Annotated in this window: 12 protein-coding genes; 7 read left to right on the top strand and 5 right to left on the bottom strand. The window is 46.1% G+C overall.

Annotated elements, in window-relative coordinates:
- The first annotated feature begins 206 nt into the window (after positions 1-206).
- From rsmH to H6797_04535, 7 genes are all read left to right on the top strand, one after another.
- Positions 207-1,103: a 16S rRNA (cytosine(1402)-N(4))-methyltransferase RsmH gene (gene rsmH, locus H6797_04565; GenBank protein USN96319.1), complete on the top strand. Its 897-nt coding sequence runs from the start codon at positions 207-209 to the stop codon at positions 1,101-1,103.
- 214 nt (positions 1,104-1,317) lie between these two features.
- Complete coding sequence (locus tag H6797_04560) at positions 1,318-1,692, top strand: hypothetical protein (GenBank protein ID USN96318.1); 375 nt, start codon at positions 1,318-1,320, stop codon at positions 1,690-1,692.
- Positions 1,693-1,705: 13 nt separating this feature from the next.
- The gene (locus H6797_04555) at positions 1,706-3,445 is read left to right on the top strand and encodes a penicillin-binding protein 2 (GenBank protein USN96317.1); all 1,740 of its coding nucleotides are present in this window, start codon (positions 1,706-1,708) and stop codon (positions 3,443-3,445) included.
- 4 nt (positions 3,446-3,449) lie between these two features.
- The gene (gene mraY / locus H6797_04550) at positions 3,450-4,475 is read left to right on the top strand and encodes a phospho-N-acetylmuramoyl-pentapeptide-transferase (protein ID USN96316.1); all 1,026 of its coding nucleotides are present in this window, start codon (positions 3,450-3,452) and stop codon (positions 4,473-4,475) included.
- Positions 4,475-5,767 (top strand): FtsW/RodA/SpoVE family cell cycle protein, encoded by a 1,293-nt coding sequence (locus H6797_04545; GenBank protein ID USN96315.1) that lies wholly within the window; start codon positions 4,475-4,477, stop codon positions 5,765-5,767. The genes mraY and H6797_04545 overlap by 1 nt, the downstream gene beginning before the upstream one ends.
- Entirely contained in the window at positions 5,700-6,854 is a 1,155-nt protein-coding gene (locus tag H6797_04540) for a glycosyltransferase (GenBank protein ID USN96314.1), read from the top strand. Before H6797_04545 ends, H6797_04540 begins: the two co-directional genes overlap by 68 nt.
- Positions 6,855-6,857: 3 nt before the next feature.
- Positions 6,858-7,799, top strand: a complete 942-nt coding sequence (locus H6797_04535; protein ID USN96313.1) for a hypothetical protein — start codon at positions 6,858-6,860, stop codon at positions 7,797-7,799.
- A 753-nt stretch (positions 7,800-8,552) separates the two neighbouring features.
- Here H6797_04535 and H6797_04530 read toward each other — a convergent pair.
- From H6797_04530 to H6797_04510, 5 genes are all read right to left on the bottom strand, one after another.
- Positions 8,553-8,858 (bottom strand): hypothetical protein, encoded by a 306-nt coding sequence (locus tag H6797_04530; protein ID USN96312.1) that lies wholly within the window; start codon positions 8,856-8,858, stop codon positions 8,553-8,555.
- Between the two features lie 46 nt (positions 8,859-8,904).
- A complete protein-coding gene (locus H6797_04525; protein USN96311.1) occupies positions 8,905-11,955 on the bottom strand; it encodes a type IV secretion system DNA-binding domain-containing protein in 3,051 nt (1,016 codons plus the stop codon).
- 26 nt (positions 11,956-11,981) lie between these two features.
- Entirely contained in the window at positions 11,982-13,046 is a 1,065-nt protein-coding gene (locus H6797_04520; GenBank protein ID USN96310.1) for a hypothetical protein, read from the bottom strand.
- A 300-nt stretch (positions 13,047-13,346) separates the two neighbouring features.
- Complete coding sequence (locus H6797_04515; GenBank protein ID USN96309.1) at positions 13,347-13,613, bottom strand: hypothetical protein; 267 nt, start codon at positions 13,611-13,613, stop codon at positions 13,347-13,349.
- Positions 13,614-13,822: 209 nt separating this feature from the next.
- On the bottom strand, positions 13,823-14,014 hold the full coding sequence (locus tag H6797_04510; GenBank protein ID USN96308.1) for a hypothetical protein: 192 nt from the start codon (positions 14,012-14,014) through the stop codon (positions 13,823-13,825).
- Between the last annotated feature and the right edge of the window lie 97 nt (positions 14,015-14,111).

The following is a 14,111-nucleotide window of genomic DNA, read 5'->3' as shown; positions in this document are numbered from 1 at the left end:
GGACGCACATTCCTCAAAACACACCTCCCAAAAAAACTCCACCTCACAACACATAAGTCTCTCAACTGATGGCACACATGAGCTACTTTGTACCTCATCGCCATCGACACTTATAACTAAAACAAACACACCAAAAAACAAAAAGCGCTGTTATCAGTTAGGTGATCTCGAAACTCTATATTGTATCAAATGGTATAGTATAGGGAATGAGTAAAGCACATCCACCACATTATGATTTGCATATACCAGTACTTCTGGATAGCACGCTGGAGCTGCTAGACCCTAAGCCGGGCGAGAGTTATCTCGACCTGACGGCCGGGTATGGCGGCCACGCACAAGCTATTTTAGGGGCTACCGGTTGTGAATCACGTGCTACATTAGTCGATCGTGACGATTTTGCAATATCTCAGCTTGCTGGGTTCAGTAAAAAAGGCGCTCGACTACTGCATACCGATTTTGTCAGCGCTACAAGGCAGTTGATTGAAGAGGGAAAGCAGTTCGATATAGTATTGATCGATTTGGGGGTGTCGTCACCACAGCTCGATCAGAGCGAACGAGGGTTTTCTTTTACACACAGTGGTCCGTTGGACATGCGCATGGATCGTCGACAGGAAATGACGGCGAAACAGCTGGTAAATACTGCATCTGCAGATGAACTGGCGCGTATAATCCGCAACTACGGCGAGGAATCGCCGGGTGTCGCTAGGCGAATAGCCAACGCGATTGTTGCGGGCAGACCGCTGGACACGACAGAAGATCTCGCGGAACTGATTAAGCGACAACATCGTGGTCGCTGGAGTAAAATCCACCCGGCCACGCGCACCTTTCAAGCGCTCCGGATAGCGGTCAACCAGGAATTGACGCAAGTCGAAACTGTATTGCCACTCCTCCCAAAGCTGTTAACGCAAAACGGCAGGGTAGGTGTAATCAGTTTCCATAGCCTGGAGGATCGTCTAGTCAAACGATACTTTGCCGATCAAGTAGCTAGCGGGTTTGAGGCAGAATTAAAGATTCTGACCAAAAAACCGATCGACGGAGCAACGTATGACGTTTCCAATCCGCGTGCACGTAGTGCAAAGCTACGCGCAGCAGTGAAAATATAAAACAAAAAAACAAAGAGGAGGCATCACCACATGCCAATCCATATACCGGTGAGAAACGAATCGGTCGACACAAAAGTCGCCGTTCGATTCAAATAGCCTGAAAGCAAGTAGGCGATATGGAAACATATCGCCGGCTTGCGCAGCCGATCCTAATGAGAATCTGCAGCGCAAGCCTATCGAAAACAAAAATAAATAGAATACGAGAATCCACCACATGTCATACCAAACAACTCAACAATTCTACTCTAGCCGCAGACGAGCATCACTTTCGACCGCCGGTGGAGGCGGATGGAACCGCAATCAAAATACGGTAGCTTTTGTCTCAAGCATTAAATTAGGACCGGTGATGCACACTATACTAGTCGCTATGATGGTTACCGTGTTGGGCTTGGTATATTTAACGCAAGCAACACGCGCAACAAGCTATGATTACGAAGCGCAAAAAATAGACAACCAGATTGCAAGTCTTTCTACGAAGAAAAGTGATTTAGAGGTAGAAAATGCACGGTTGACAGCTTTGGAGTCGGTGCAGAAATCTAAAGTGGCGAAAGCCATGGTTGCTCCAGCGGCTACGGATTATGCTCGCTAGGTATAATTGATTTATGCAGCCGTTGGCGTTTCATAAAGGTAGTCGTTCAAAAGTTCTTGCCGTACTTTTACTTGGCATAATGTTTATATTTGTCAGTCGTTTGTTTTATTTGCAAATCATGAAACACGATTATTATGTCAAGCAATCTGACGCTGAACAGATAAAGCCATTAATTATTCCTGCGAAACGTGGACTTATTTATGGGCTTGATGGATCTTCGCCTGTGCCTCTGGTCATTAATCAGACGGTATATACGATGTTTGCCGATCCGACTGAAGTTTCGGATCCCGGCAAGGTTGTTAGTACGATTCGACGTTTGGCGGGAAGCAACCTTAGGCCAAATCTTGATTCGCTTCTCGGTCGGAAAGACACTAGGTATCAGATACTTGGAACTGCTTTGACACGTCGACAGGCGGAGTCAATAAAAAAAGAGAATTTTACCGGAATTGGGTTTCAGGAGCAGTCACAAAGAGTCTACCCAGAGGGAAGTCTAGCGGCACAAACATTGGGGTTTGTGAATGCCAATGGAGATGGACAGTATGGTATTGAAGGAGCGTTGAATGATCAGTTAACAGGAAAGGACGGATTATTAAAATCTGTTACTGACGTTAGTGGCGTACCGCTTACGATTGGCAATCAGAACGTCGATATACCTGCAAAAAACGGTCAAAATATTGCTCTGACACTTGATCGTAACATCCAGTCGTATACCGAAAAAGCATTGGCTGCTGGCTTGAAGCGCACGGGTGCGACAAACGGCAGTGCTGTCGTTATGGATCCGCAGACTGGCAGGGTTATGGCAATGGCGAATTTGCCTACGTATAACCCCACTGATTATGGTAGGGTGAAAAGCGAAAGCGTGTATCAAAATGCTATCATATCGGCACCATATGAGGCTGGTTCCGTAGTGAAGTCATTGACAATTTCAGCTGGTCTCGATAAAAATATCATTACTCCGTCATCCACCTTTTATAACAGAGGCACTATTCAGGTGGACGGGACAACTATTCAGAACGCCTCCACTACGGAAGCCCTTGGTACTCAGACCATGCAAACAGCACTGACAGATTCGTTAAACACTGGCATGGTGACTATTGCGGAACGTCTTGGTGATGGTTCTCATATCACTAAGAAAGCACGCGATACGATTTATGATTATTTTCATAATCGATTTGGATTTGGACGATTGACTGGTATTGAACTTACTGGCGAATCGCCGGGGATTATTATTTCCCCAGACAGCGTACAAGGAAATGCAGTGCGCTATTCAAACATGGTATTTGGGCAGGGGATGGACATAACGATGATTCAGATGGCGTCAGCGTTCAGCTCGATAATTAATGGAGGTGTTTATTATGAGCCTACTGTCATTGCTGGCACTGTAGACAATGACGGCAATCTTACGGCAGCCAATCCGAAGATATCTCACCAGGTTGTCAATCCGGACACGTCGCGAAAAGTGAAAAAAATGCTCGAGGTTGATAGGCGCGACAACGGTGCAGTCGACCCTGCTGGTTATCAGATTGGTGGTAAGACGGGCACGTCTCAGGCGCTTGTGAATGGGCGGTATTCATTTACACAAACGGTGGGTACTTATATTGGATTTGGCGGAGATAATGTAGCGCGGTATGTCATAATGGTGCAGGTGTCCGGCAAGGGTAAAAACCTTCAGGGCGCGCACGATGCAGCGCCAATATTTACCGACGTATCAAACTGGTTAATCGATTATTTAAAGCTCCAACCGAAAGGCTAAAAGAATGACGTATCAACCCATTAATGAATTGACAGTGACCTTTCTTCTTTGTTTTCTTACGTTTATTTTGGCGATGCTGTTGACGCCTATCTATACGTATTTGGCGTATCGTTATAAATTCTGGAAAAAACAGCGTAAAACCAGCACAACGGGCGAGATGCTCAAAGTTTTTACGAAACTCCATGAAGATAAATTCAAGCGTAATATACCGACGATGGCGGGTGTGATAGCTATAGCCGCAGTTTCAATGATCACGGTATTATTTAACTTTGATCGTGCGCAGACTTGGCTACCGCTTGCGGCGCTTGTAGGCGGCGGGGCTGTTGGTCTACTTGATGACGTGATTAATATTAAAGGACGGGGAGGGGGAGTTGCTGGGTTGCGTTCAAGTGTTAAGTTTACGATGATTACTGTCCTCGGATTAGCACTAGGCTGGTATTTCTCGGTCAAGCTTGGATACGACAGCATTCATTTACCGTTTCTTGGCAATTGGATTGCGGGTTGGTGGATGATTCCACTCTTTGCCTTTGCTGTTGTCGCTACGGGCAATGCGGTTAATATTAGTGACGGGCTGGACGGTTTGGCCGGCGGGTTGCTAACGATTGCATATGGCGCATTCGGTGTCATTGCAACGCTACAAGGACACTTCTTGTTAGCTGGTTTTTGCTTTACTGTACTCGGAGCTCTGTTGGCGTATCTATGGTTTAACATTTACCCGGCACGTTTTTTCATGGGTGACGTCGGTAGTTTCGCGCTCGGTACTTCACTCGGTGTTGTGGCTATGATGACGAATACCTTGTTCTTGCTACCCGTTATAGGTATCGTATTTGTCTTTGAGGCCGGCTCTAGTTTAGTGCAGATATTTAGTAAGCGTGTTTTTCATAGAAAAGTATTTATTTCAGCACCCATTCATCATCACCTTGAAGCTATTGGCTGGCCGGAAACTAAGGTGACGATGCGTTTTTGGGTTATTGGTGCGGTTGCCGCGTTCGCTGGCGTACTATTAGCACTTGCGGGAGGGCATATATAGTGAGTTTACGACGGCAACTTTCACAGCGTGTCGCTGATGCTCCGTTTGTTCGTCGGCATAATCCTGACCGTCATATTGCGCTTTATATGGGACTTTTGATGCTACTGGGCTTGATTATTATGTATGCAATTGGTCCGCAGAGGGCTAATGTATTAAATAATTCGTATGGTACAGACTATTACAGTTCAACGTACTTTTTCATAAAGCAGACAATTAGTCTCTTTTTGGCGACGGTAGCCTTTGTCGTTGTTGCTTCATTACCGTTTAAAATACTTTTAAGGCATTCAGGTAAGATTGTTGTTGCTGGTTTTGCGGCGTGTGTATTGTTGGTTTTCTTTGGAAATTTATTACACGTTAGTGCAATCGCGCAATGTAGTCTTGGCGCGTGTCGATGGTTTAGTCTTGGCCCCCTCGGCAGTTTGCAGCCTGCTGAGTTCTTAAAGTTTGGAATATTGATATACTTAGCGGGTTTTTTAGGTGTACGAGTAAAGCAGGGGCTTATAAACGATTGGTCGCAAACACTTGTACCGCTTGGCGTTCTAGTTGGAACTGCTCTAATATTTATAATCGGGATACAAAAAGACATGGGTACGGGTATTACCCTCGTAATTATGATTGCGGCAATGCTATACGTTTCTGGGCTGAAATATAAGATAGGACTTTCGCTTTTAGGCGTGTCGCTGTTGGCCGGAGTGTTCTTTATTTTGATTGCGCCACATCGAATTGATCGTGTTTTGACATTTTTAAACGGTGATAGTAGTTCGGTTGTTGGTGCCGGTGATTATCATATAGCGCATGCAAAAATGGCAATCGGATCGGGCGGTCTGTTTGGCGTGGGTATAGGCAATAGTGTCGAGGCAACCGGGTATTTGCCAGAAGCAATTAATGACTCGGTTTTTGCCATTATGGGTGAGACGTTCGGATTTGTTGGACTCGTTGCGATATTAGGACTATTTACGGCTCTTTTGATGCGACTTTTAAGAGTGGCAGATAACTTGTCGGATGTACGTGAGCGAATTGTTGTAGGGGGCGTCTTCGGATGGTTGGGAGCGCACGTGATTTTGAATGTTGGTGCTATGACAGGGGTTATTCCTCTTACGGGTATTACGCTGCCACTTCTTAGTTTTGGCGGTACTAGCATGGTATTTATTGCAGCTGCGCTCGGTTTGGCATTTCAACTGTCGCGTTACACGGTATTCGGTAGTAAACTAGGGGGGAATGGCTATGAAGATTCTCAGCGTCGGCGGGGGGTCGGGCGGTCACGTCACGCCGGTCGTCGCCGTCCTGCGTGAACTGCGCCAGACTCATCCTGAATTGATTGTACGTTTTTGGTGCGATCGTCATTTCGTGACTGAAGCACGCAAAATAATGGCTGAATACGATCCAAATATTCGTGTCCAGACCGTATGGGGAGGGAAGTTCAGGCGATATCAACATTTGTCAAAATTACAACACTTATTAGTCCCATCGGTAGTATTTCTTAACATTCGTGATTTGTTTCTCGTTGCAGTCGGTCTGTGTCAAAGTTTTCTCAATTTGCTTATATGGCGACCAAATGTCGTATTTTTAAAGGGTGGATACGTATGCCTACCCGTGGGCCTGGCGGCGTGGATACTGCGTATTCCCGTAGTAATCCATGACAGCGACGCGCATCCTGGTTTGACGAATAGATTGCTCGCTCCATTTGCAAAACGAATTGCCACGGGTGTCTCGTTAGATCATTACAACTATCCTGCTAAAAAGACCTCGTATGTCGGCATTCCAATCGATAATGCGTATCGGCCTCTCACTGATAAGAAGCGTCAGGCTGTAAAAAAATCTCTTGGTTTTGATTCAAGTCGTCCACTGACGGTGTTTATTGGTGGCGGACAAGGGGCGCGGCAAATTAACGATGCCGTAGCGCTTCACCTTGACGAATTATTGGCCGTGACTAATGTCGTGCTTGTGGCGGGATCGGCGAATTATGACGAGCTTCGTAGCCTGACTCCGCAAAATGACCGAAGGTTTAAATTGGAGGCTTTCATTTCACACGGTCTACCGGAATTACTTGGTGCTGCGGACGTCGTTGTGACGAGAGCAGGTGCAACGGCGCTACTTGAGCTGGCTGCATTAACGAGGCCGACGATTGTTGTGCCAAGTAAACGTCTGACATGGCAAGTAAAGCACGCCAAGCTATACGTAGACATGCAAGCAGTTTATCTGCTAGACGAGGATATGTTCAACGAGCCTGGGGACGCGTCGTTAGTTACAGCCGTCAGCCGTGTGCTGAGTGACACCGTATTACGTAAAAAATTAGAGCATAATTTACACCGCTTGGCTCGTCCTGACGCGGCCCGAGACCTGGCTACTATAATAATGAGCGCCGCGCGGAAACGTTAAACAATGAAACTTCCGTGGGCAAAAAAGAGTAATGAACTTCCGAAGCGTCGGCGACTGAACGCTGAACAATTGGAGCAGCAAAATACGGCTGAACGCAATGGACAAAAAATGTTTCGGCGCAACCGTACGCTAGTTGGCAGTATGTCTTTCCAAGTTAAAAGTGCAGGTGAGTTGACCGGCGATCTTCGCTCGCCAAGAGCACATGTTCATCATTTGACGGCTCACAGGCGGATGATTATGACTGCACTTGTCGTCGTAGTCGCTGCGTCGTGCTTTTTGACGTGGTTACTGTACGACTTTACGGCTGGTGTAAATGTTACCGCCACGGATAGTATATCTATTGATGAGTCACGCTACAAAAAGGCAATAAACGATTATTTTGCCATTCATCCGATTGAAAGATTACGTTTTGCACTCAATATAAATGAATTGTCAAAATATTTGTCACAATCCGTGCCAGAAGTTGCCGATGCTGAGGTAGGTGGCGCGTCAGGGTTTGCTACTACCCAGTTTGATCTACTCTTCCGACGGCCAATTGCAGGTTGGCTCATAGGACAGACGCAGTATTACGTTGATCAAGATGGAGTGTCGTTCAAGGTTAATTATTTCGACAATCCCACTGTAAAAATCATAGATAATAGCAGTATTCCGCAGGCAGCAGGAGCGACGATTGCAAGCAGCCAGTTCTTGCGCTTCGTTGGTAGGACCGTAACTCTGGCGCGCGCCTCTAACCTTACTATCAGCGAGGCAATCATCCCAGCGGGTACTACGCATCAAATCGAAGTAGTAGTGAAAGGGCATAAGTACCCAGTTAAACTCTCACTAGACCGTCCAGTAGGGGAGCAGGTAGAGGATATGCTCAATGCCATTCACTATTTCAACAAGCATCATATTACGCCAAAGTATATAGATGTCCGCGTATCAGGCGAGGCGTTTTATCGATAGTTTTGATGCGACATACTCCCTTCACCTCTCTCTCGTAAGTTCTATTTTTGTTCTATTTTTGTAAATATGCGCAATATGAAAAAAACTATATTAACATATCAAATTAACAAAAAAGCAAATACTGCGTGAAAAGTAGGGGAGGCAGGCGAAAAAAGAGGAGACGAAAATCTACTGGAAATAATTACAAGACTGTGGAAAAACCTAAAAGTCAAATGTATTTTAAGCAAAGTCAAATGCGTCTCACTATGTAGGGTGTTGTGAAAAGCGACGTATGACGCCCGTGATAACTAACTCCCAGGATCAGGTCATTGGCAGGCCGTTAATGTTATACACGTAGAGCGACATACACATGTAAACACGCGAGTATAGTTACGTCTAGGTGTTTATACGAGCAGACCCCCCTATTGGAGGTTAATATAAAGGCATAGTGAATCATCTTATGTTTATAAACTTTATGTCGTAAAAGATATATTGTGCGACGTTAAGACACTGTATTGATCGTGAACGTGCACATATGTATTTTGGCCTTATTTCATTTCGTTCTGTGTATATTTTTGTGTTTGCCCTACTTTCTGCCCTGCTTATTTGTTTATGTTCTCGTTTGTCGTTTGTCTGTGCGCATTTATATGTATTATTGCCCATTCACCTAACTTTATATTTACAGGGGTCGAACAGGGGTAGATTACGCTCCCAAAGCTTATATCTACAAGCGTATGATATCTGGTAGGCCTTCAGGAACAACTAGAAAGTGTTCTATTTTTGTTCTGTTTGCTTTTCGGGTGTAAATTTTGTGCCACCCTTTTCGTTCGAAGACACATCAACATGCTTGTCGACGAGTATTTGCAGATTTTTGTCCATGCGTAATATAGCTCGTTCGACACGCCATTTGTAAAGCCAATTCACAAGCATCAAGACGACGATTATGATAGACAGTACGATGCTGATGGTGATTAGCAGCTGCAATTGCGGCTGCACTTTATCTATCAGCTGATTAACGAGCTGCTGCTGGTTTTGTGACTCTGAGCCGCCTAGGAGTGATTGTATTGATTGTTGATCCATGAAAAATAGCTGCTTATGTTTGTTTTATTGTATCACGGCTATCAGACTAGCGGATTTTGAGCAGTCCCAGAGTACCGTCGTCTTTTTGCTTTTCCGATGGTGATGGCTTTGATTCTGATTTTATCGGTTCCGGTTTTGTAGTAGCAGCGGCGACTCGTGGCTGCCGCTCGTCGGCTCGGCTTTGTTTACGTTCTGGCTGCGTATCGGATTTCTTTTCACGTTCGCGTGTGTCAGGTTTTGGTTCTGACGTTTGCTCGGTCTTTGCGTTCTTGCTAGCGTCGTCTTTTTGGTTGTCGTCGGCTTCTTTTGCTTGAGATTTTTTGCGACGATTACGGGTGCGTTTTTTCTTTACGGGTTGCTCTTCTTTTGGTTCATCAGCAGATTTTGGTGGTACTTCCTTGGATTTATCATCATCCTCTACCCTAGTGACTGGTTTGGGACCTAGAGTTGGCCTTGGTGTTGTTTCGACTCTGTTAGCGACGGCCGCTTCTCCCTGTGGCGTCTCTATGATGAATTTTGGTCGATTTGGCTCAGTACTTGCGGGCTGCCTTGTTGCCGAAGCTACAGGTTTTGCGCCTTCATCAATTGGCCACTGTTTAGCCTGGGCGGGTGTTTTTGGATTGCCGGGACCTTTGCGTTGCAAATGCTCCGGTGGCTGTATGAGATTATTGATAGCCTGCTCTACGTCTTCTCGTTTACGGCTATAGTTTGCTCGTGTGTGTTCGATAATAACCGCAGAGTTGTCTGTTTGTGCTGGTGGCAACTGGAGTGTACGTGCGCTAAAGGCAGGGGCCTTCTCTCCCCTGATGACCATGTTTATGACGAAGTTTCGATTGTGCATCTGCAAGAGGTCATTTGCCTCAAACTGTGGCTCGAATTGCTTAGACAGGATTGGCGCATCGTCGGCAGATACACGGAAACTAATCATGGTACCTACGTTGCCAAAAACGGCATCACGAACAGTTTCGCTCATCTGTGAAATATATTGATTCGCCACGGTTAGATTCAAGCCGTATTTGCGGGCTTCGGACAAAATTGTGGCAAACGAATCGGTCGCGAAGTTCTGAAACTCGTCAACATACAGGTAGAATGGACGGCGGTCTTCGATATTTGGGATGTCGCTACGGCTCATGGCCGCCAATTGAATCTTGGTCACCAAGAATGCTCCAAGTACACTTGAGTTGTCCTCGCCGAGCAAGCCTTTCGATAAGTTGACAATTAAAATCTTGCCTTCGTCCATCATCTGGCGGATGTTAAAGGTTGATTTGGGCTGACCGATGATATTACGGATGATAGGATTAGCCGTAAAGGCGCCGACTTTGTTGAGGATCGGAGCGATTGCCTCTGCTTGAAACTTCTCTGTCCAACTACTAAATTCTATGTTCCAGAATTGTAGAACGACGGTATCTTTGCAGTATGAGAGCGTTTCTTTGCGGAATTTTTTGTCTGTCAGCATACGCGTGATATCGAGCATGGTTGTCTCTGGTCGGTCAAGGAGGGCCAAGATGGTATACCGCAGAATATACTCGAGACGTGGCCCCCAGCTATTGCTAAACATACGTTCTAGTACGCCGATAACTTCGGAGCTAATGTTCGATTTCATGTTGGGGTCAGTTACTTCAAGGGGGTTAAACCCAAGCGGATACGCCGTGTCGGCGGGGTTGAAATAAACGACATCTTTCAAACGTGACGCAGGGATAAATTTCATATTGTCGACAGCAAAGTCACCGTGCGGGTCTATGATGGCGTACCCTTGATTATGGAAAATATCACTGAGTGCTAATAGTGCGAGTGTGCCGGACTTACCTGCCCCAGTTTGACCGATGATGTACATGTGTCGCGAACGATCAACGCGTAGCATGCCAAACTGGTGGTTGATGCCGCGGAAATTCGTCAATCCAAAGGCACTGATGTTTTCATCAATTGCATCATCACCCGTCAATACGGGTAGCTTTGCAGGCGGTTCGGCGGTTTTGGAAGATGCCCAGACGATATTTGGCGTCTCCACATTGGTATGCGGTAAGTGAAAGACGCTGGCGACTTCTTCGATGTTTAAGATGTAGCCTTTGTCAGCAAATAAGCGTGCTCGATAGCGTTCTAGGTCTTCTTTGCGGAAGCTGGCATTGGTCATCTTGAAGCCATTAAGATTGGTACTGTTGAATTGTTTAAACGTACCTACGATTGCCTGCATCTGTAATTTGGCGTTGGTCTGACTTTCACCAAGATACACCAATCGGATTTTTACTTGATATCCTAATTTTGTTGCCTTTGTTTCTGCTTCGCTGATGCGGGTTTTGTCACGATCTGAAAGTTCGGGAGTCTCGGGCTTGCCGTTTGCTCCTTGTTCTGGCGGACGCCATAATGCTTCAAGTAGGCCTAGGAACCATTTTGCGTCGAATCCCTTCCCTTCGCTAAGGGCGCTCATGAAGCCTCCCCCACCCGATTTCACGTTCTTGATCCAGCGCTCTGTTGATTTATGCCAGTCATCCGCGATTGGTCGCACAAGCACCTGTACCCAGAGTTCCTCTCCGGTTGTTTCGAGTTTGGCGAGTGTACCAGTGATACCAGCTAAGGGGTCGACCTCAAAACTTTGGAAAGTCTTTATCGGAAGAAATTCACTGCCCGTTAGTGTAATGTCGCTCGTATAGACGACGCTGTGGTCGCGCTCGTGGGCAACGTAGTCCTCGTCGGCTTCGTGAATTTGGACGGTTGGATATTGTGAATAAATTTGACCTTCGACAAAGCTACGAAGAGCTGTCGGTACCCAGACGTAGAAACGAATTTGGCCATTGACCGATGCTATCTCGAAACTAAGGTGCTCTTGAATCCCGCCGGTTTGTTTGAGCTCGTCTTTGTCGCGTAGGATGCCATGCAGACTCGCAAATAGCTGCTCGGCAGCGAGCTCGGATTTATCGTTCGCCTTTGGGATTTCGAGAATAAGAAGTGTACTCTCGATTGCCCTGACGGCGTCGATTTGTTGATAATTTCGCCACGTCAAATAGCCAAGTATTAATACGGCTGGTATCCATACGTACCAGGAAAGTATCAGATTGATAATCCAGGAGATTACTTCCATATTACTTAACCATTGTCCCACCTAACGCCCCTGTTAGCAAGCTTATGCTACTTTTCGTTAGCAAGTGCGTATGTAGCTTTTGCTACTCGTTTGAATTGCGGCTTGCTCTGCAGGTTGAGCAAGATGGTTGTTTCTTTGACTTGGCGACTTTTTAGTACACGCTTGACGATTTCGTCACGGTGTAGAGGTTCTTTACTCTTTTTCAAGATGTCTGCAATTGTATCGGCAACTGTGCCTTTGCTGTAACCCCAAGTGTCGAGTGCGTAAATGCCACGGCCAATCAAGACGAATCGTTTGTCTTTAATGAGTTCGTTGTGAATAGCCTGGGTGGTGACGTTTTTGCGACTAAAGTTACTGCCTTTGATAGAGTCGGCAATTTCAGAAAAGTGCATAGGCTTGCCGTTTTCGGCCAAGATAACGTAGATCTTGTCACGAATATTCTTTGGATTAACAGTTGGCCATTTGTTGAGGCCCCACATGTCTTTTAGGTTAGACAAATGCTTGCTAACGGTGGCAAGGGCACGTACATGAGACGGATGTTCATGGTCTAGCTGCTCATGAAGCTGCTCGATAGTCAATGGTTCGCCGTGTTTTTTGACAGCAGCAACGACAGCATCAACTTGCTCGCGGATTTTCTTTTCTTCGCCATATTCGGCAATGCAGACAGAGGCACGATAGTTGTCGTTTTCATCGACGACTGTTAGTTTCGGCGCTAGAGTAGCAGCAAATGCGACACGGGCACGAGAAAGTGGCGTAGCTTTGCCGTCAAGTAGTGCGTCGGCCAGGTTGTTGACAGTGGCTAGGCGTCCCATCTCACTTAGTTCACGAACGATCGCCTTCTCGACAGTCTGAACAGCAGGGATTTTACCCTCCGTACTAGCGATTTTTAGGCGGACGAGGATAGCTTTTTCGAGTTGGCGAACACGCTCACGAGTGATACCAAGCAATTCACCGATTTGCTCAAGAGTTTCTTTACGATCGTACAAACCGAAACGGCGCGTGATGATCTCTCTCTCACGTTCCTGTTCGATTGCACCGAGAATTGCTTCTACAGCACCGTCGATATCGACGGTTGTTGTCTCTGTAGTTGTCTTGCTTGGAGCCTGGCTCATATTACGGGTAGTCCTCTCTGCCTCACCTCAGTATTTGGATATTATTAAGTTCTTGTTATCATTATAAAACATATTTTTTATAATGTCAAACATTTTTCGTACTTTCGTCGATTATAGCATGAAATAGACGCATTAAGTAAAGAATGTTTTCAGACTTTTTAATTTCTCTGTTTATTTTGTGCATAACTAAACAAAAGCATTATAATATGGCATAAAATTTATAATATATAAAAAGAATAGAGCCCGCCTCTTTAGAGATGGGCTCTATGAGGCGGGCTGTGATGAATGACCTCGCGTGTCTTACTGGTCGGTGTTACGCTTTTTCTCAAGAAACTCGTATGCCTGACCGGCGACATATCCCATGCCGACAAGCAGTAGGGCGATGACGATAGTCAGTAGTCCGGAGGCCGGTGCTGCAATGTATTGCGAGCGTTCGACTTGATCGTAAAGAGAGTATGCGGGATACATGGCTGCGAAACCGGCCAGTATCGCGAACGCATACAGACAGTTGCTCACTATCTTGAGGCCTGTGCTTCGCCAGTTGCGAGGTTTAAATGTACTTGCCATTATTATCCTAACGATAGTAGTGTTGGCTTGGTAGTTATTTTATCATAAACGTTATAATAAAGCAAATGAAAACCGCCCCGAGGAGCATGCCAAGACGATATTGTCTCGAAGCGGTTTCCTCTAGGGCGATGTTGAGTTGTTATGAGGTTGGACGATCGGAGTATCAGCTGGGCTGACTTCCTAGGGTCTGTGCGGTGGTGAATTCGATATCAGTGATCGAAACCCCACCTGGCCAGATGCACGCCGAGGACGCCACCGACGAGCGATTGCAGTGTTGCCCACGACCATACGGTCGAGAAGCTGAGCGCAAGCGCTGACGAGACGACCGGCAAACCGACGACGACTGCCGCAACGAGCAACAGGACGCCGACGACACCGACTACTGTGCCGACTACCTTCATATTATTCACCCCCTTTCGAGGGAATTCGAGCCTCACAGGTGGAGACTAGTAAGATAATACTAGACTTAATTTCAGCAAAGTCAATATAAATATGTAT

Source organism: Candidatus Nomurabacteria bacterium, from assembly GCA_023898645.1.
Lineage (GTDB): Bacteria > Patescibacteriota > Saccharimonadia > Saccharimonadales > Saccharimonadaceae > UBA2112.
This window is presented reverse-complemented; position numbering and strand designations above follow the sequence as displayed.